Origin of the sequence: Staphylococcus nepalensis, from assembly GCF_002442935.1 — a bacterium.
Taxonomy (GTDB): Bacteria; Bacillota; Bacilli; order Staphylococcales; family Staphylococcaceae; genus Staphylococcus; species Staphylococcus nepalensis.
In genome coordinates this window covers 557,974-579,377 of record NZ_CP017466.1, presented here as the reverse complement: position 1 = coordinate 579,377, position 21,404 = coordinate 557,974, and the positions used below count along the sequence as shown (strand labels likewise).

The following is a 21,404-nucleotide window of genomic DNA, read 5'->3' as shown; positions in this document are numbered from 1 at the left end:
ATTTTTCAATCTTTTTAATTCACAGATATCATAAAAAGAAATTGACGTGCTAAGTTATCATTGTAGATAACTTAGGTTAACACAATAAATCATTTGTTATGGCGTTCATTACTGTTATTTATCGTTTTAAGCTTCATCATTAAACTATAAATGTCTAGTTTCTACTATTGAAATAAAAATAACAATCACCTTTTTTGATTTACCTTGAATTTTTTGTAATTAACGATACGCTTCTAATACTCAACCACATCTTAGCTTATCATGTTAAGTTTTAAGCCAAGTTTGCATTATCTGAGTCTTCTTTATCTATTTCTTTTAATTTAATTATTTTAAAGCCAACATAACCAAAGATAACTGAAATAATTGGTACCGTATAATTAACAATCGCAAACGGTGCGTATTCCATTACAGATACGCCTAGTGTTGATGCTATAAACACACCACACGTATTCCAGGGTACAAATACGGACGTTAACGTGCCACCATCTTCGAGTGCCCTCGATAGGTTTTTAGGATGTAAATTCTTTTCTTTAAAAGCATTAGCGTACATTCTTGACGGTACAATAATAGATATGTATTGTTCTGAGCACGTAAAGTTAGTCCCAATACAAGATATAATGACAGATGCAATTAATGAACCAGTAGTTTGCGCTACTCTTAAAATCAGTGAAATCAATGCTGATAGCATGCCTGAGTATTCGAGCACACCACCAAAAGTCATCGCTACTAAAGTCAGTGAGATAGTATAAAACATCGATTCTAATCCACCACGATTAAATAGTTCATCTACAAGTTTGTTTCCTGATTCGATCGTATAACCTGTTTGTAAAGCTGTTAATGCTTCTGTTATCGATCCACCTTGTACAAATATTTGAGCAAAGAAACCAAATATAATACCAACACAAATGGCGGGTATCGCTGGCACTTTAAATATGACTAGGACGATGACTATTAAAGGTATTAATAATAACCAAGGTGTTATGACAAAGTTATCTTGCATTGTGTTAAGGATTGCATCAATTCTTTTTGTATCAAAGTTTTTATTGCCATATTGCATACCCATAAAGAAAAAAGCGATTAACGCAATGATTACAGCTGGTATCGTCGTGTAAAACATATGCTTAATATGCTCGAATAATTCAACGCCTGATAAACCTGAAGCAAGATTTGTTGTATCAGACAGTGGACTCATTTTATCACCAAAATAAGCACCACAAATAACTGCGCCAGCAACCATGCCTGGAGAAATGCCCATGCTAATACCGATGCCCATTGACGCAACACCAACAGTTGCCATTGTGGACCAGCTACTGCCAATAGCTAATGCGACAACACTACATAAAATGACCACAACTGCTAAAAAATAACGTGGATCTATTAATTGTAAACCATAATAAATCATTGTTGCCACAACACCACTGCCAATCCATGAACCAATTACTAAACCTACAAGTATAATGATTACAATAGCTGGTAACGCATGCCGTATGCCTTTATACATCATTTCTTCTACTTCACGAAATTCATAGCCATGCATCATTGTCATTATAATTGCGACTGCAGTTCCTATCATTAATGGAATATGAGGTTCTTTTTCTAATACAGCCACTGTAAATAACATAGTAATAATCATAATTGATAAGGTAATTACTGCAGATGTCACATCTAATGGCTTCTTCGTATTTACGTTATCTTCGTCATTCTTATTTTTTCGCGTAAAAATAACGAACACCTCCCTTTGTTAATTAATATCATACTTAAAAATGAATACGCTTTCAATCGTGTATTTATAACTTTTTCATAAATTTTACCTTAAATATTTTACTATTACATCAAAATACCATGAAATTTTTTAATTACAACGTACTTATTTATTGCATCTATTCTTACCTGATCCCCTAAAGTACTACCACAAACTGACGTTGTCTTATATATTAAAATTTACTTTTTTTGAAAATTTTTTAAAATAAAAAAACCTGTAACTAAGCAATATCAAATGACTGCTCATTACAGGTAAATATTTTAAAGTTTGATTGTGTTTAATGAAATTGGTAGCTATGGTGTCCTTTAGCGAATCCTTTTACTGTATAAATCCAAGAGCCACCATCATTTTCAATATCATTTGAACAAATAATCAGTTGATCTGTTCCTGGAATAAATGCAGGGTGCGTTGAACGAAGCATATGACCTTGATCCCTTCCTGGAATCAATATTTGCCCTATTGGATAACCTCTCTTATTAAATACTAGCACTCTTCCTTGACCATACATTGCAACATATAAATTATCATCACTATCTATACAACACGAATCAGGACCTTCATACCCTGTGAAATGATAAGGTATAGACGCTCCAAATGGTGCGATGGTCACACCGTCTTCTAATAAATCAATACGATGTAATCGGTTCGTATTCGTTTCTGTTACCCACAATGTTTTTTCATCCGTACTAAGTGCTACACCATTGGCAACCGCTAAGTTTTGTATAACAGGTGTAATAGATTGAAAGTCTGGTGAAACATAATACACGCCACCTTTAGGATTTGTAGAATAACCTCTGAAATCCGTAAAATAAAACCCGCCTTTACGATCAAATACTAAATCGTCCACACAATATTCTGTTTCAATATCTGATACAATTTCTTGAATCTTATTGCCATTTGCATCAACAGCGTAAATACCACCTGAACAATCAAAATCACCTAAATAACAGACAAATAAACGTCCATCTTTATGTGTTTTAACGGCTGCTGGATTTTCTTTATGTGACTTTAATAATCGAGTTATTTTTTTATCAGGCAGGGCTACATGAAAAATAGTTCCCCCAAAAACTTCGCAAAGTATCAAGTCTCCATTTCTGTCAAAGCAGAGTCCTTCGAGTTGTAATCCCTTATCAGAAATTTCTAACCATGGTTCTGCCGTAATAGTTTGTATCCCTTGTTCATGAGCAAGGATAGGCACCTCACTTTTAGCGTTCCCCGTATATAATAATGAAGGTAATTTATTATTTATCATTAATCATTTCCCCTTTTTTTAATTTCTTCATATTTTAATTATATGGTATACAAAGTTTCAAATAAATCAATTACTTTAAAATTTACTATCTAATTTACTTATATGCAAAAAGCCCCTAAAAGTTAGATTTTCAGTCCAACTTTTGGGGCACACATCAAAATCATTCAGGGGTTATTTTAATATTATTGTTTTTGCAATCTTAATTCTTCTAACAATTGTTGTGCAACGGCTATATTTGCACGATCTTGTGTTTTTAAGCGTTCTGCTACTTGAGCAATTTCTTCACCTTGCGCACCTACTACAATTGCTAATGATTTATATTGTAAACTCATATGGCCTTGTTGAATACCTTCAGAAACCAATGCACGACATGCCGCAAAATTTTGTGCTAACCCCACGGCAGCAACGACGTGACCTAATTCTTGCGCAGAATCAACCTTCATTAATTCTAAAGACGCTTTTGCGATTGGTAATACTTTGGTGCCACCGCCTACAGTAGCCAATGTCATAGGCACTTCAATTGTCCCTACAAGCACTTGTTTTTCTTCATTATAATGCCACGTAGCTAGGCCACGATATTGACCGTCTTTACTTGCATATGCATGCGCTGTGGCTTCAGCCCCACGAGTATCATTACCTGTCGCCAACACTACAGCGTGAATGCCATTCATCACACCTTTATTATGTGTGGCTGCACGGTGAATATCAACTTGAGCCAATACAGATGCACGTTCCATTCTTTTGGCTACATCTTGACCATCACGCCCACCTTTTGACAATGCATCAACTGTGATTTCTCCCTGTACTTTAACGACAGATGCAGTTGCATGATTAGATAAAATGCTCATCAATATATCAACATGTTCTAATTCATTTTTTAAATATGCTGTTATCCCTTCTAAAATGGTATTCAACATATTTGCGCCCATTGCATCTTTTGTATCTACGTAAACTTTTAATGACAATAAGCCTTCCTCGGGGAATGTATCTATTTCAATTTTACGAAAACCACCGCCACGCTCAATTATTGAAGGATATACTTCATCCGCAATACGTTTCATTTGTGGTTCAAGTTGTTGAAGACGTTGTTCTAAAACTGCAGTATCTAACACACCATCAAATACAATTTGCCCAATCATTAAACGCTCACTAGAAACAACTTTAAAGCCCCCAGTTTGATTTACAAGCTTTGCACCATAACTGGCTGCTGCAACTACTGAAGGTTCTTCGACCATCATTGGCACAACATATGATTTATCGTCTACTTTGATTTCAGGTAATAAACCTACAGGTAATGTCCCTTGACCAATGACATTTTCTATAAGACTATTCGCAACCTCTTCTGAAATTAAAGGGTTATTGAGTAACACACTTTTATTTTCTTCAGATAACCATCCTTTAATTACTAATTCCTCTAACTTTTCTGTTCTGGACAAATGACGAAATGTCTTGCCTAATGGATCCATTAGTTATTCTCCTTTTCAATTTGGATTGCAATGCCTAAACCGCCACCGATACAGGCAGTTGCTACGCCCGATTGTTTATCTTCTTGAGCTAAAATATTAACTAAAGTTGTGACTAAGCGAGTACCGCTTGCACCAATAGGATGACCTAATGCAATCGCCCCACCATATAAATTTAACTTATCCTCAGATATACCTAAATGGTCTCTTACAGGAATACTTTGCGATGCGAAAGCTTCTGTCATTTCTACTACATCAAAGTCATCAATGACTTTATCTGTTTTATCTAATAATTTTGTCACAGCATGATATGGCGCATAGCCCATATACTCAGGATCACACCCGATTTCAGCATGCGCACCAACTATAGCTAAAATATCATAGCCTTCTTGTTTCGCATAGTCAGCATCCATTAAAATGATAGTTGATGCGCCATCGTTAATACTAGACGCATTACCACCTGTTACGGTACCATCTTCTTTAAATATCGTTTTTAATGTACTTAATTTCTCAACGCTACTATTTCCGCGAATACCTTCATCCGTAGTCATCATTTCTCCATTTACATCTTCTAACGGAACGATTTCATTATTAAATTTACCTGCTGCTGACGCTTGTTGTGCTTTTTGTTGAGATTCATTAGCAAAATGGTCTTGTGCTTCACGTGATACATTGTACTTTTCAGCAATTTTTTCGGCTGTAATACCCATAGGTACGTTTAAAAATGCATCAGTAAGGCCATCGTGCATAAAACTATCTACAGGGGCTTCGTCTTCATTAAGTACTAACTTAGGCGCGTTTGTCATGCTTTCTACGCCACCTACAGCTATTACTTTAGCTTCACCTAATTGGATTAATTGCTTTCCTAAAATAATAGATTTCAAGCCAGACCCACACACTTCATTAATTGTCATAGCTGGAGTTGTATTTGGAACACCAGAATGGATTGCTATTTGACGGGCAGGATTTTGACCACTCCCACTTTGCAATACATTGCCATAAATCACTTGCTCTATCATTTCTGGTTTAATATTAATTGCTGACATAGCAGCCTCCAGTGTTTTTGTGCCTAATTCTACTGCGGTATAATTGCTTAATTTCCCTCTAAATCTCCCGATTGGTGTACGTTTGGCACTTACAATTGCTATTTTTTTCATTGTTCGTCTCCTTTATCACGTGTTATAAATTATTGTATTTTATACGTATCATTTGGTATGATACAGTTGCTTATTTATATAAAGAAAGGTGTCGTTATGCTTTATGACAGTTGGTATTGATCAAATCAATTTTTATGTTCCAAGTTTTTATGTAGACATGGCTAAACTTGCTGAATCTCGACAAGTTGATCCAAATAAATTCCTTATTGGTATTGGCCAAAATGAAATGGCAGTGAGTCCTATGAGTCAAGATATTGTATCTATGGGTGCAAATGCTGCCAAAGATATTATTACAGAAGATGATAAGAAACAAATCAGCATGGTTATTGTTGCAACTGAATCTGCTATCGATTCTGCTAAGGCTTCAGCAGTTCAAATACATAATCTATTAGGTATTCAACCTTTTGCGCGTTGTATTGAAATGAAAGAAGCATGCTATGCTGCAACACCTGCTATTCAACTCGCAAAAGATTACTTAGCAAACCGCCCTGATGAAAAAGTTTTAGTCATTGCTAGTGATACTGCACGTTATGGTTTAGAATCTGGTGGCGAGCCAACTCAAGGTGCAGGCGCAGTTGCTATGATGATAACACAAAATCCACGCATTCTTGAACTAAATGATGATGCTGTAGCATTTACTGAAGATGTATATGATTTCTGGCGCCCAAGTGGTCAATCATACCCACTTGTAGACGGCGCGTTATCAAAAGATGCTTATATTCATTCATTCCAAGAAAGTTGGAATGAGTATGCGCGTAGACATCATATTTCACTAGATTATTTTAAATCCTTGTGTTTCCACGTGCCTTTTACAAAAATGGGTAAAAAAGCACTTGATTCAATTTTAACAGATGATATCGATGAACAAACCAAAGAACGATTAACATCAGGGTATGATGCAGCGACTTATTACAATCGTTATGTTGGTAATATCTATACTGGTTCATTATATCTAAGTTTAATTTCATTACTAGAAACGCATCATGAACTCAATGCTGGGGATACAATTGGCTTATTCAGCTATGGATCAGGCTCAGTTGGTGAATTCTTCAGTGGTAAAATAGTGGAAGGCTATCGAGATGCACTTGACATCGAAGGCCATAAAAATTTATTAAACCATCGTACAGAAATCTCTGTTGATACGTACGAAGCGTTCTTTAAACGTTTCGATAATCTTGAGTTTAATCACGAGGTTGAATTAGCAAATGAATCAAAAGGTATATTCTACCTTGAAAGCATTCATAATCATATCCGTAATTATAATACCTTAAATTAGAATTCAAATCACTTAATCTTATCTCATTCTTCCTCATTAACCGAAAATATAAATATATAACAAAATAGTCTAGAATATCATTTCTAAGATTAAGTAAAATGCACCTTTATTTTTAAAAATAAAGGTGCATTATTATATTTAACATTTGTCGCTTATCAATCTATATACTTGCCTAGATACCGTTTTCCTATCCTTTAAATTTAACGCTAAATATGACCATCACGCTCATAACCTAAATTTAAACATGTATGAATATAGTCTCTCAATTATTTTATATTTTAGTAATATATTTATCTCTGTTGAAAGTTTTAGAAATGAACAAGTACACTGAAATATCTAAAATGATTAATATCACAATATTTCTATATAAAAATATTAAAAAGGATGGTTTTTACGTTATTTTTAGTAAAAACCATCCTTTTTTCTAATGTAACTGAGCTATACCTATCCAATTCTTAGTAATTATTTAATCACGATCTTGGCTTTGGATATGTCTTTTTGGTTGTAAAGATAAGCCTAAATGTTTACGTTCTTTATTACCATCTTTGTATAAAGATATCATCATTAATATCACTACAAAACTGAAAGGTAAAGCAGAGATAATGGCTGCAGATTGTAATGCGTCTAACCCAGTATCTCCACCAGCAAGTAAGAGTACGTAAGCAATAGCTGCCAATGCAACGCCCCATACAATTTTTATAAAACCTGAAGGATTTAATGTGCCATAGGCTGTTTGCATGCCTAACACAAAAGTTGCTGAATCCGCAGATGTAATAAAAAATGAAGCAATTAAGGCTAGTGCGATAATTGATAGAATAAAACCGAACGGTAATTCATTAAAAATACCAAACAATTGCGTCTCGGGCGGCATTTTAAATATTTCATTATGAGATTGGCCAGTATCTATACCAGTCATACCGAATGCACTAAACCAGATAATACTAACCACTACTGGCACACCTAAAACTGCAATCACAAATTCACGAATACTACGCCCTTTTGAGATTCTCGCGATAAAAATACCAACGAATGGACTCCAACTCATCCACCAGCCCCAATAATAAATTGTCCAGCTTTGGAGCCACTCCGCTTTTTGCTCATTTAACGGTGCGACATCTAGACTATTAAAAATAAGTGAATTGAGATAATCCCCCGTGCCACTGGTCATCATATTTAATATAAGTACTGTAGGACCTACGATAAAAATAACAATAAGTAATAATGCTGCTAAAAACATATTTAAATTACTTAAATATTGAATGCCTTTACTCAAGCCGCTCCAGGCACTATATAAAAATAATACTGTAACTACAGCGATAATAATACCTTGAACTACAGCGTTATTCGGCACACCGAACAAATAATTCAAGCCACCGTTTATTTGTATTGCGCCAACACCTAAAGAAACTGCTACCCCTATGATCGTGGCAAATACAGCTAACACATCAACAATAACACCGATGGGACCATCTACTCTATCTCCAAGCACTGGTCTTAATGTCCTTGAAATTAATCCATTTTCTCCTTTACGAAATTGTGAATATGCTAAACCTAACGCAACTACGCCATAGACTGCCCACGGGTGAAAGCCATAGTCAATAAATGATGACCTAAAGGCTTGTGCCATTGCTTCCTTTGTTTCTGGATCTGCAGTCGGTGGAGATAGAAAGTGTGATATCGGTTCAGATGAACCATAGAATACGAGACCGATACCCATACCAGCGCTAAACAACATTGCTAACCAAGACACTGTATGAAATTCTGGTTTGTCTGTTGGTTTACCTAATTTCAACTTCCCAATCGGGCTAAACAACAAAAACACACAGAAACCTAAAATCACTGTGTATAACAACATATAATACCAACCAAATGTTTTCGTTACCCAAGTAGATATAACACCTGTAATTTCTCCAAATTTAGCTGGAAAAATAGCACCAATTATTACTAATATACCAACTACTAGTGCTGAATAAATAAACACACTAGAAAATGATTTTCTTGTATTTTCCAAATTTTCCACCCCTCTAGTATAAATAGGAAAGACGTTTTTTAGGATAACACAATGAGATTAATAAGCAACTTGGTGCTAAAATAATTTTTTATTTTTTAAAAATATAATTTTTTAAATAAAAAATGAAAGTGAATAGCATTTCTAGCTTTGGCTTTATCTTAACATCTAGTTACGCTAGCTCGACACTGATGAAATTGCATATATATACAATAATCTAACTTTCATATTTCTATGTTTTATACTTAATTGTTCTGAGCATAGAAAGCTACGCTATTTTGTGCGTCATTTATGGCTTAGTGCTATGTTTGGGTCTATAAAGTGGCTTCATATTGACTTGTTCAAGTTGTAATAGCTCAATTTTCGTATCGATGCCGCCTCCATAACCTGTAAGACTGCCATCTTTACCAACTACTCTATGGCAAGGGATCATTATAGAAATTGGATTGGTACCGACAGCACCGCCAACTGCTTGTGAAGACATTTTTTGTTTATTTCTTTTAATTGCTATTTTTTTCGCAATATCGCCATAAGTCACTGTTACGCCATATGGAATGTCTAATAAAATCTCCCAAACTTGTTCTCTAAATTCCGTCCCTGTAGCTTTTAATTCAAAATCAATTTTGGGATTATTTCCTGCGAAATATGCATCAAGCCATGTAATTGCTTTTGTAAATATGGGCAATTTTGCTTCTGTTAAAGGTTCATTATAATTTAATTCAAAATCGTTATGCTTGGGCAACCATAAACCTGTAATCGCCTCTCCATCTGAAGTAATTGCTATTTGACCGATTGGCGATTCATAATATGTTTTGTATTGCATAGAACCCCCCTTTCTCGTATATATTTATATTAATCATAATCCTTTTAATTTTCTATGTAAAATTATGAAATGTAATTTAGTTTTATAACGTAAAAAATTAAATAAAGCGAGATAGAAATCTAATTAAAAGAATTAAATCTCTATCTCGCCCCTAACCAAAATGATTTGGGTAGTTAAAAGCTGGTATAAACATATACCTAACGCATGCTTTCATATGTCGTTTATATAAAACTGGATCTTTTGTTTATATTCCAGAAACAGCTGGTAATTATACGTTAGCCATATTTAGTTTATTTTCCGTGTTGGTATTACAATCGCACTTGTTAGCACGCCGCATAATACTAGACAAGTACCCACAATAAAACCAATACCAGCAGCGCTGTGCACGCTTTGGCCACTCTCAATGATCCCAGTAAAAATAGAAGTCATAATCGCAATACCAAAGGCGCCACCTAATGTAGAACCCATTTTAAAAATACCTGATGCAACGCCAACTTTTTCAGGAGGCGTCGTAGATACTGCTGTACTTAATGCCGGTGTAGCAAATAATCCTGTGCCCCCACCAAAGAATACGGCACCAATTAATGCAATCACCACGTAAACAGGCGTATCAAAAAACGTTAAGCTGAATAACAGAACACCTAATCCTGTAAATATCGGTCCAATAACCATTGCACGCTTTGCGCCAAATCGTTTAATACTTTTTTCTCCTAAACGTATAACAAGCAATAATGAAATTAAATACGGCAACGTCAGTAAGCCAGCTTGGAAAGCTGTTAGCTTTAACCCACCTTGCACATACATATTAAATAGTGCAATAACGCCAACCCCAGTATTTAATAAAAAGTTAGCTACGACTGCGCCAATATACGGTCTATTTTTAAATAAATCTAAATCTATAAATGGCGCTTTTTTGACACGTTCTACTTTGAAAAATATGTAAATACAAATTACAAATACAACAAATAAAATCACTGTTATAGCGTTAAGCCATCCTATTTTGTAACCTTGGGTTATTACAAAACTAATACTGCCAATCATTATAATAAAAATGGCTAAACCGATATAATCAAACGGATTAGATTCAGCTTTATTTATACGACTTTCTGGTAATTTATTCAATAAAAATAACGCTACGATCGATAATATAATTGATAATATAAAAATCGATTGCCAAAATATAAATGTAGCCATGGCTCCAGCAAAAAATGACGATAGTCCAGTGCCACCAAATGCGCCAATTGACCAAAAACTCAATGCTTTCTGCCTATCGTCTCCTTCGAAGAAATCATTTACAATTGAAATTGTTGCTGGCATAATAATCGCTGCCGAGAAACCTTGTACAATCCTACCGAGTAAAAGTAGTACAACGTTTCCTGAAACAATAAGCATAAGTGAGCCAATAATACTTAATACTAACGCTATCCTAGTCATTCTTACTTTTCCAAACTTATCTGAAATATTCCCTGCAACCACCATAAACACGCCGGTAACAAATGAAGTTAAACTCACTGAAATGTTTACGATATCTGGGCTCGCATCAAATGTCGTTTGGATCTTAGGCCCAATATTTAAAAAAGATTGGGCAAACAGCCAGTAAGTTAATATAGATAATACAATACCAGTCAATAACTTACTACCTGAAACCTTATTCGTTTTCACTGTCATAAAAACATCCCCTATGTTTTAAAATAATAATTACTTTGAACTTACTTATTAGGAATTTTATAGATGCATCATTATAAAGCAAATTATTCAATTTATAAAATCCATATAGTTCAAATTTTACCATTATTTTGTACAAAGGTCAGATTTTTATCGTTACTATTACGAATTTTCTGATAATTTTAGCCTTAAATAATTTCTTCTTAAAATTGACAAAATCAAAATAATTTTTTGATTGCTCTTGCAAAATACTTTTTAAAATAAGACATTTCATGGTTACCTCTTTTATTTGTCTCATAATAAAATGAAGCATTTTCCGAAATCATTAATTCGTTTAATATACCTACACCTAATTCTGTCTGAGTGAACATTTCTTGTTTTATGCTAATGTGTTGTCGTCCCTCTTGTTCACCCACATACCAATAGATACGCTTATCTTGTTTTATAATTTCTTGTTGTTTCATAAATTCAACAAATCTTGGATACCATATCGATGGAGATATCAGTATATAATAGCCAAATGTTTCTGGATCTTTCAATAATGTATATAAAGTAAATAACCCACCTAAAGAAACGCCACCAATCCCAATATCTTTATGTTCTTGTGATATATTAAAACATTTTCTTAAATAAGGGATCAATTGCTCTATTATCCACTTTTTATAAGTATCTGCCCCTCCATCATAATGACGCCGTCTACTACTGCATGCCATGGTGTAAGTTCAAGTTTTCTATCATTCGGAACCAAGTCTGCAAATATCACATCTGCTTCAATGTCTTTAAATAATGCATAACCTTCTTGTACTAGCATAAGCGGATATGGATGATGACGCCTTTCGTCATAGCCTTTCGGTAGCTTCACTAGGATATCGTGTTGTTGAAAATGAATTTTAACTGTTTTCGTATTCATTTTAATCACTGCTTTCTTAACAGACCACAGAAATACAACATGGGTCATTATACAAAATTGAATAATTTTATATTATTATTTTTGGCGTATTCTAAAGCTAATATTTCTAAAATATTAATGAATGCTCTATTTTCTTTAACTTTAATATACTGAAATTTAAAATCTTTTTCTACTGCTTTAATATGTTTCAGTTCTGAATCATCTAATTCATGTTGTTCGATATAAGCTTTTCTAAATTTTGCAGTTCCAGTATCTGAAGCTAAATTAAATTGCCCTAATTTATCATATAAATCTTTTTGCGTTAATTTATAACCAGTCATAAATCCACCGGCTTGCCCAACAAAAATAGGTGTTTTGTTTTCAAAGATTACAAAAACGCCCTTTTGGTCTCTAACTTTACTTCGCTTATCATTATCAAATGTTAAAGCCTTAGAATGATCATATTTAAATAATTTTTTTAATTGCTTATTATAGTCTTCTAACAAGTCATTTATTTTTTTCTCGCCATTCAATGCAATCATCCCCTTCTATTTTTCATTTTACATATACACTAAATAGAGATATATTAAACCTTCATTTTTAATTGTTAGTTTAAATTGCATTCAAATTTATTACAATCATTTATTTCTGTTCCACAATATATGAAAGTGCAAAATCCCATACTTATCTCAAAAAAAGAGTGAGAAAGCGGTCTATGTTTAGGTCATAGGTTCCATTTTCTCACTCTCATAAATATCAATAGATGTTTAATCATTTGATTCAAATACATTGCTTAACCAAATATCTGTCACTTTAGTCTTCCTTCTATAGTAACTCCATTTTTATAACTTTCATCATTCAATATTTAGCAGGAATTGCTTTTATTTCAAATAATTTAATACAGTAATGCCTACCGCTTCAGCAGAAACACGCATCGCTTTTTCACTAATATTAAATTTAGGATGATGATGCGGGTGGATATCACCGTTTTCAGGTGAAGCACCTGCGTAGATAAATGTGCTAGGAATTGCTTTAGCATAATACGCAAAATCTTCAGATGGTGGTTGTGGCTCACATCTTTCAACATTGTTAATCGCATCTGTTTCTGCATTTTCTAATGTATCTACCACAAATTGAGTAAACTCAGGATCATTGTACAGTGCTGGATAATCATCGTGATAGTCTAATTCACATTCGACACCGAACATTGCTTCTAAACCTGCTGATAAACGGTTCACTTCTTTTTTAATTGTATTTTTGGTCTCATCAGTCAACGCACGTACATCGCCTTCTATTTCGATACTATCTTTAATAACATTAAATTGACCTTTACCATCAAATGAACCTATCGTTACGACCCCAGTTTCAAACGGGTTTAAACGTCTAGATACGATTGTTTGTATGGCATTTACAAAGTAAGCACCTGCTACGATACTGTCATTTGCTGTGTGTGGCGATGAACCATGGCCGCCTTGGCCATTCACTTTTAATTTAAAGAAGTCACGTCCAGTTTGTACGTTGCCCTCTCTGTAATATATATTGCCAGCAGGCATATGACTCATGACATGAACACCTAATACATGGTCGACGCCATCTAAGACACCGTCTTTAATCATTGCTTGCGCGCCACCAGGTGGCACTTCTTCAGCTGGCTGATGGATGACAACTACTTTGCCATTAAAGTCGTCTTTCATTTCGATTAACGTTTCTGCGAGTATTAACATGTATGCTGTATGTGCGTCATGTCCACATGCATGCATAACACCTTCATTTTTTGAAGCAAATGCTAATCCTGTATCTTCTTGAATTGGTAAAGCATCAAAATCAGCGCGAATTGCAATCGTCTTACCTGGTTTTCCACTGTCAATCGTAACTTTCAACCCGTTAGGACCCACATTTGTTTCGACTTTACAATCTTTTCCTTCATAAAATGATTCAATATATTTTGGCGTTTCTTTTTCGTGGAAAGAGAGCTCAGGATGTTGATGTAAATAACGACGTATTTCAATCATACGCGGTTCTTTTTCTTTCAATTTTTCAATTAAATGTTTCATCATGGTTATTCCTCCTATTGTAAATATATAATATCTAATTGCTATTATATACTTTTTAAACTAAAGCGTTGTATTTTAGAATTATGCTTTCATTTGCTTTTTAAAAGATGGTACTGTCAATAAAATAATAACAAATGATAAAAGTGCCATGATGACGTTCAGCCATAAGCCTGCCAATGCACCGATTTGCACGTTTGTTGCTGCCGTAACAACACCATATAATGCACCAGATAAAGCTATACCAAATGCGCCGCCTAATGAAGAAGCCATTTTATAAATACCTGAAGCTACCCCCACTTTATCTTCAGGCGAATTAGATATCGCCATATCTGTAGAAGGTGTTGCATAAAAACCTAAGCCTAAACCATATAATAAATAACCAATAATACATACAATGACATATAATACACTTGGTAAAAACGTTAATGAGATTAAAATAATACCTATCATATTAAAAGTAGTTCCTAATAACATAGGTTTTTTTGCGCCTACTTTTTGTAACACTTTTTCACCAACTCTAATCATCAATAATACAGTTACTAAATATGTGATTGATAAAAGCCCTGTTTGAAACGCATTAAAACCTAATCCCTTTTGAACAAAAGTATTTGCCACTAATAAGGCACCGGCCACGCCGTTAAGTAAGAAATTCGACAACGTTGCGCCTGTATATGCTTTATTTTTAAATAATTTAAAGTCAATAAGTGGGTTACGTTTTTTATTTTCAATTTTTATAAAGTACATTGTAGTTAATACAAATACAATAATCAGACCCAATATTAAAGGTGAAACAATGCCGAATGTACCACTTTGTGTAATAACAATATTAATACTTAACATCATCACTACAAAAAGTATGAGGCCTGTAAAATCAAATTTTAAATCGGTTGTATTATCTGATTTTGTTTCCGGCGTCCCTTTTATAAGTAACATCGCCATCAAAGCAATAATTATTGATAAGATAAAAATCCATCGCCATCCAATAAATGTGGCCACCATGCCACCAAATAATGATGCCAATCCTGAACCGCCCCATGAGCCGATAGACCAGTAACTTAATGCACGTTGTCTATCTTTGCCTTCAAAATATGTTTTCATAATTGCTAATGTTGATGGCATAATTGCAGCTGCTGATAAACCTTGAATCACTCTCCCTAAAATGAGTAATACTGGTAAGTTGCTAATAATGATTAATAGTGAGCCAATAATACTCAACCATAATCCAATATAAGTTATTTTCACACGTCCTACTTTATCAGCAAGACTGCCAGCTCCAACCACAAACATCCCTGAGAATAATGCTGTAATACTTACAGCGATACTGATTGTGCCAATATTACTATCAAACGATTGTTGTAACGTTGGCACTACATTTAATAATGATTGTGCAAATAACCAAAAAGTAACGACGCCTAATACAATACCTAATATTAATTTATTGTCGCCTCTATACGTTTGCACGTTTCCCTGTTGAGTCATTTGTTCGTCCTCCTAAATTATTTTGTTAAATGACAAATAGGGAAGATTAGCTCGATTAAAAAATGTGCTTGTTTATCGACATTTTCAATAAATGATACTCGCTATCCTCTCTACAAAACATCATAACGAGTACCATTTTTGAAAAATATAGAATATTTGTGTTTCTAGTATCTAATATTTTCTACTTATTTTTTTCATTTAAAGAAGACAAAAATGTAATATATCTTTTTTGTCTTTTCATTGATAACTAAAAAAGAGAGAAACATAAAAATCATTACTTACAATAAATAAATTGATTTCTATGTTTCTCTACCTGATAAATGATTGCAGTTCCAATAAATATGCTAAAGCATTTTATATTAACGGTTGTTCTAGGATGCGTTTTAAATTGTAACCCGCTATTTATATATAACAGATGGTATTCAAACGTTTTATGAAGATGATTAAAAGTATTTTTTAAACTCAATGATTTGTATCGCGTTGGTTTGTAACTTTAAATGATAAGACACTGTATCTACTATATCCACTTCGCTAACGTCTAATTTAGGGTAAGATACTCTATTCACATAATTAATAGTTTCTTCATCCATACCATGACGCGTATTGTATTGCTGCCAAACTTGATAAAGTGCACCATTATTTTTGTCCAGAGTTAAGTGTTTAACTTTGTAAGTGCCTTTGTCTGCATTCAAAATATTGAGTTGATACTCTTTATGTAGCAAATAATCCGATTTCTCATTTATAGTGTAGTATGGGTTATAATGTTCTGCATCCCATACCACGATTTGAAATTGATCATTACACCCTAAAACTATACAGTCTTCATTCTTAAATAGCACTTGTTTAAATAATTTCTTAAAAAACATACTTGTAAAAAATGCTGGTCTTTTTCCATCAAATTGGTGATATAAATCGATACCATTCAGCTCTGATATCACATCATTTGCATTATATTGGTGATGTAATTCGTGATTTAACCAATAACCAATTGCATGGATACGATGATTCATATCAATGAGTTGTTCAAAAATAATACCTGCTCTAAAGTATTCTCCGTTAGTGAGGTGCGTGTTACCAGTTAAAGTATTCCAATTAAGAAGCACCACTGGTATATTTTTATCCTTCACTCCTAATAATCGTGTCATGGTATTATATTGTGCGATGATATGTCTTTTTGCTAAATCATACTGTTTACTTTCTATAGATTTAAAATTAATAATATCATTTTGGTTTGCGTTAAACGCTATACTATCAATATTTGTGCTTGCTTCTGACAGTAGTTTTTTAGCTGTCGCTAACGCATTCATATTATCCATATCAATATTAAGTACAATATGGGCGAACTCAAAATATTGCTTAAACAAAGTGATAACGTTTAATATTTTCTGCGTATGGTTACACTTAAGATAAACAACAAGTTTAAAACAATCTCTATTAGGAACCGTATTATAAATATGTTCTAATAAGCACTTTAATTCTTTTGTGTATTTTTCAAATTGTGAAGGCAACGTTGGCGGATGCATTTCGATACCTAACCCTATTTGATGCTCATATAGAAAATTTAAACATTCATCCACTTTCATATAAGGGTGCATATTGGGAATCATTTCGTCACTTTCAATCACATTACGATCAACATAACCTTTTAATATAGGGTCTTTAATTAAAACATGATCTAATCCTAAATCGTGTTGTACTTCTATTAATTGTTTTCTATATCTTTGAATGAGTAACGTGTCAAAGCTCCCAATTTGAATAACATGTTGGTAATGTGATAATTGTTGGCTTAGATTATTTTCTAATGTAATATCAATTACTTTTTGATTATCAGGAGATTGAATGATGGTTCCAAGCGTTTGTTGTATATATGAAGATAAATAATATAAATACCTTTGATAGTTTTCAAATTCTGTTGTTTTTTTTATTTTCGTTGGGTGATCTTCACTTTGATATTGGGTTCTATATTGTGATGGTGTTAGCCCAGTATTTGCTTTAAAATACTTTAATAACATAGTCGAGTTGCTAAAACCATTTTTTAAAGCAATTTGTGTGATTGATGCATTTGTATGAACCAAATCATTTTTACAATGTTCTGTTCTAATATGATTAATATAATGATTAAAACCAATGCCCATGTGTTTCGTAAATAGTTTCGAAAGATACGTCGTACTCAAATGAACTTTTTCGGCTATTTCACTTAATGTAATAGGTGTATTAAAATTTTTTTCAATATATTGACATACAAATTCCAAACGTTCATCGTTAATGTCATTTTCAAGCGTTGCATTGTCATGTGTTGGTAAATAACGCACAATAATAAATATCAAATCAATTAATTGCTGTTCTAAATATAAGCGATAAAATTTCCCTTTTCTAATATAGACAATACCAATTTTAGCAATTGCATTAATAATTTGTTTATAAATCACACCTTGTAACGTTTGCTGATTTAAAATATACATTTTACCATTAAAGTCGTTAATATATTGTCGTAAATAAGCTTCCGCTAAATGAATACTGATATATAAAGCATCATCCTCTTCTATAAATTGATAACGTTCTCTATGATTAATAATAAATACATCACCTGCTTGAAAAGTCTGAAATTGACTCCCTCTTACAACTTTCAACGTACTTTTAAGCACTAATACCATACGTACGCCATCGTTAAAATTCACTACTGAATTACCACTGTCATTAAATTCTATATCGTAAAAGATTTCCATATCACACCTCTTTATTTAAATACATTTTAATAAAGTAAATATGAATTTTCATGTTCTTTTTTGATTTGTCAGTAATTAGACATAAAAAAAGAGCAATGCAGAAACCAAAATACGAATTGGTTTTCTACACTTGCTCTTTTAAAATTACGTTTAGTTTTTTCAGAAATGTTTGTAGCACATACCACATTCAAATTTTAACTGTATGCTCAAACTTTAAAAACTAATGTCTATTTATTTTTATTAATCGCTTTTTCAATTAACTCATTTAAATGACGAATATTTTCACTTTGTTGCGATAACAATTCAACAATTTGATCATCTGCATTGCCTTGTTTATTCACTTGCTTATTACGAGGTTTACGTGCTACAGATGATTGTATTTCACTTTCATCTTGTGACGATAATAAATCTTTTTTGTATAATTTTAAAGCTTCATACAAGAATTCAGGTTGTGTTGTTTGTTGCGCAATTTCGTTATATAATACTTTCGTTTTGTGATCAACGATAACCGTATGATTGTCTTCTTTAGCGTAACTTGGTTGCTTCTGAATACTAAATGAACGATCATAATTATCATGATGTGTGGACTGATTTATATTGGCATAATTGCTTGAAGGCATCTCACTTTGTAAAGCGTGTCCTTCAATATCTACATGCGGTAATATTCGGTTTAACCACGCTGGCATATACCAAGAAGCTTTACCAAATAATTGCGTTAATGCAGGAATTAATAATAGACGAACAATAAAGGCATCGAATAATATACCAAAGGCCAATGATAGCCCCATAGATTTAATCATCACGTCGTCTTGGAAGACAAATGCGATAAACACACTAAACATGATAAGCGCTGCAGCAACTACAACTGGACCACTTTCTTTAATACCTACTTTAATTGAATGCTCATTATTTCTTGTCTTACTGTATTCTTCGTGGATACGAGACATTAAGAAGACTTCGTAGTCCATAGCTAGACCAAATAGTAGACCTATTGTGATAACTGGTAAAAATGCTAATAACGGGCCGGTCGTATCTACACCAAATAAGCCTGACATAAATCCTTTTTGCATTACTAAGGTTGTGAATCCTAATGTCGCTACTAAGGACAGCACAAAACCTAATACTGCTTTTAACGGGATGATAATAGAACGGAATACTACCATTAATAGAACAAACGCTAATGCCACAATCACACCAGCAAATAATGGTATAGCTTCATTTAATTTTTGGGACATATCAATATTGATAACACTTTGTCCAGAAACTTCTGTTTTGAAATTATATTTATCTCTAGCATCGTCATCATAATCTCTTAAATCATGAACTAAATCATTTGTGGATTGTGCATTTGGTCCTTTTTCTGGGATGATTGCTACTAATGCATAATCTTTACTGTCGCTTAATTGGGGTGGCGTCGCCATATCCACATGATCCATATCATTAATATCTTTAGTTAAGCTTTGTAAATCTTTTTGTAAATCTTCTGGATTATCATTTTGGTCTTTCACATTCACAAGCATTGCGATTTGACCATTAAATCCTTCACCAAATTTATCTGAAACAATGTCATATGCTTTTTTCTGAGTAGTATCTTCTGGTTTCATACCGTCATCTGGGATACCAAGACGCATGTCATTAATCGGTATAGCAGCTACAACTAATATAATCAAGCCAATAAGCACAGCTGCTAAAGGTTTACCAACAACAAATTTAGACCATTTTGTGTCCACATCTCCATTAAACTCTGATTTCGTTTGTTTAGGATGAATTTTTTTATGGAAAATGCTAATTAATGCTGGTAATAATGTTAATGCACTAACTACTGCTACGAACACACTAATCGCTGAAGCAAATCCCATGACAGCTAAGAAATCGATACCTACAAGAGATAAACCACAAACAGCAATAATAACTGTCACACCAGCGAAAATAACTGCACTACCTGCAGTACCCACTGCTAAACCAATTGCTTTAATATGATTAGGTTCGCTCTTCACGATTTGTCGATATCTAAATAAAATAAATAATGCGTAATCAATACCCACTGCTAAACCAATCATTACAGACAGTGTTAAAGTCACATTCGGGATATCAAATGCGTATGTCAATAATGAGATGATGCCTACACCTGTACCTAAACCAAGTAAAGCGCTAATGATTGGCATGCCTGCTGCAATAAACGATCCAAATGTAATCAATAGAACAACAAATGCAACAATAACACCAATTATTTCAGAAGCGCCACCAATTTCAGTAGATTCCATGCCTGTACCCATGAGCTCAACTTGTACATTGTGATCCTCTTCTAATTTTTCAACTTGGTCTTTAACTTCATCTTTAGAGTCTTGTTTTAACGATGTTGCTGAAACATCATAATTAATGTCAGCAAACGCTGTAGACTTGTCTTCACTAATTTGTTTATTATCATAAGGATCTGTAATATCTTTAATATCCTTATCATTATCTTTAATGTCTTTCAATGTATCTTTGACATCTTTTGTCATATCTTGTTTTACGATGCCATTATCGGAGTCACTTTTAAACACAACTCGTATTTGAGCTTTTTCACTATCTTGCCCAAACTCATCTTCTATCTTGTTATTCGTATCTAGTGACTGTAACCCGTTCATAGTAATATCATTATCAAACTTCGGCGAACTTATTGTAAGCGGTATAATAATTGCTGCGAGAATAACAACCCAAGCAACTATACTCCACCATTTGTGCTTAGCAACAAATGAACCTAGTTTGTATAAAAATTTTGCCAAACTATTGCCTCCTTATTTAAACAACGTTATAGTTTATACATATAGTGTAGATTATTTCTATTAGTATCGTACATCTCTTTAC

At 33.4% G+C, this 21,404-nt stretch carries 15 protein-coding genes; 1 reads left to right on the top strand and 14 read right to left on the bottom strand.

All coding sequences use genetic code 11. The features are described 5' to 3' along the window. Positions 1 to 271: 271 nt before the first annotated feature. The 4 genes from nhaC to BJG89_RS02445 form a co-directional block, all read right to left on the bottom strand. Complete coding sequence (gene nhaC, locus BJG89_RS02460; RefSeq protein WP_096808383.1) at positions 272 to 1,732, bottom strand: Na+/H+ antiporter NhaC; 1,461 nt, start codon at positions 1,730 to 1,732, stop codon at positions 272 to 274. Positions 1,733 to 2,039: 307 nt separating this feature from the next. Further along, the gene (locus tag BJG89_RS02455) at positions 2,040 to 3,014 is read right to left on the bottom strand and encodes an SMP-30/gluconolactonase/LRE family protein (RefSeq protein ID WP_096808382.1); all 975 of its coding nucleotides are present in this window, start codon (positions 3,012 to 3,014) and stop codon (positions 2,040 to 2,042) included. A gap of 182 nt (positions 3,015 to 3,196) precedes the next feature. Then, on the bottom strand, positions 3,197 to 4,480 hold the full coding sequence (locus BJG89_RS02450) for a hydroxymethylglutaryl-CoA reductase, degradative (protein WP_096808381.1): 1,284 nt from the start codon (positions 4,478 to 4,480) through the stop codon (positions 3,197 to 3,199). Further along, entirely contained in the window at positions 4,480 to 5,634 is a 1,155-nt protein-coding gene (locus tag BJG89_RS02445; protein WP_096808380.1) for a thiolase family protein, read from the bottom strand. Before BJG89_RS02445 ends, BJG89_RS02450 begins: the two co-directional genes overlap by 1 nt. A gap of 103 nt (positions 5,635 to 5,737) precedes the next feature. Here BJG89_RS02445 and BJG89_RS02440 point away from each other — a divergent pair, with 103 nt between their 5' ends. Continuing rightward, complete coding sequence (locus tag BJG89_RS02440) at positions 5,738 to 6,910, top strand: hydroxymethylglutaryl-CoA synthase (RefSeq protein WP_096808379.1); 1,173 nt, start codon at positions 5,738 to 5,740, stop codon at positions 6,908 to 6,910. A gap of 466 nt (positions 6,911 to 7,376) precedes the next feature. On the opposite strand, the gene BJG89_RS02435 is transcribed toward BJG89_RS02440, so the two are convergent. The 10 genes from BJG89_RS02435 to BJG89_RS02395 all read right to left on the bottom strand — a co-directional run bounded on the left by BJG89_RS02435 (position 7,377) and on the right by BJG89_RS02395 (position 21,322). Further along, a complete protein-coding gene (locus BJG89_RS02435; RefSeq protein ID WP_096808378.1) occupies positions 7,377 to 8,921 on the bottom strand; it encodes a BCCT family transporter in 1,545 nt (514 codons plus the stop codon). A gap of 286 nt (positions 8,922 to 9,207) precedes the next feature. Continuing rightward, positions 9,208 to 9,741 carry a methylated-DNA--[protein]-cysteine S-methyltransferase gene (locus BJG89_RS02430; protein WP_096808377.1) on the bottom strand — a complete coding sequence of 178 codons (534 nt, stop codon included), beginning with the start codon at positions 9,739 to 9,741 and terminating at the stop codon, positions 9,208 to 9,210. A gap of 285 nt (positions 9,742 to 10,026) precedes the next feature. After that, on the bottom strand, positions 10,027 to 11,409 hold the full coding sequence (locus tag BJG89_RS02425) for an MFS transporter (protein WP_096808376.1): 1,383 nt from the start codon (positions 11,407 to 11,409) through the stop codon (positions 10,027 to 10,029). Between the two features lie 215 nt (positions 11,410 to 11,624). After that, the gene (locus BJG89_RS14740) at positions 11,625 to 12,047 is read right to left on the bottom strand and encodes an alpha/beta hydrolase-fold protein (protein WP_232514210.1); all 423 of its coding nucleotides are present in this window, start codon (positions 12,045 to 12,047) and stop codon (positions 11,625 to 11,627) included. Between the two features lie 8 nt (positions 12,048 to 12,055). Further along, on the bottom strand, positions 12,056 to 12,316 hold the full coding sequence (locus BJG89_RS14735) for an alpha/beta hydrolase (RefSeq protein WP_232514209.1): 261 nt from the start codon (positions 12,314 to 12,316) through the stop codon (positions 12,056 to 12,058). Positions 12,317 to 12,363: 47 nt separating this feature from the next. Beyond that, positions 12,364 to 12,828 (bottom strand): hypothetical protein, encoded by a 465-nt coding sequence (locus BJG89_RS02415; RefSeq protein ID WP_096808375.1) that lies wholly within the window; start codon positions 12,826 to 12,828, stop codon positions 12,364 to 12,366. Positions 12,829 to 13,176: 348 nt separating this feature from the next. Further along, positions 13,177 to 14,352: a M20 family metallopeptidase gene (locus BJG89_RS02410; protein ID WP_096808374.1), complete on the bottom strand. Its 1,176-nt coding sequence runs from the start codon at positions 14,350 to 14,352 to the stop codon at positions 13,177 to 13,179. Between the two features lie 78 nt (positions 14,353 to 14,430). Continuing rightward, positions 14,431 to 15,828 carry an MFS transporter gene (locus tag BJG89_RS02405; RefSeq protein WP_096808373.1) on the bottom strand — a complete coding sequence of 466 codons (1,398 nt, stop codon included), beginning with the start codon at positions 15,826 to 15,828 and terminating at the stop codon, positions 14,431 to 14,433. Positions 15,829 to 16,271: 443 nt separating this feature from the next. Beyond that, positions 16,272 to 18,554, bottom strand: coding sequence for a transcriptional regulator AryK (gene aryK / locus BJG89_RS02400; protein ID WP_096808372.1), 2,283 nt, complete (start codon positions 18,552 to 18,554; stop codon positions 16,272 to 16,274). A gap of 227 nt (positions 18,555 to 18,781) precedes the next feature. Then, positions 18,782 to 21,322 carry an MMPL family transporter gene (locus tag BJG89_RS02395; RefSeq protein ID WP_096808371.1) on the bottom strand — a complete coding sequence of 847 codons (2,541 nt, stop codon included), beginning with the start codon at positions 21,320 to 21,322 and terminating at the stop codon, positions 18,782 to 18,784. Positions 21,323 to 21,404: the final 82 nt, after the last annotated feature.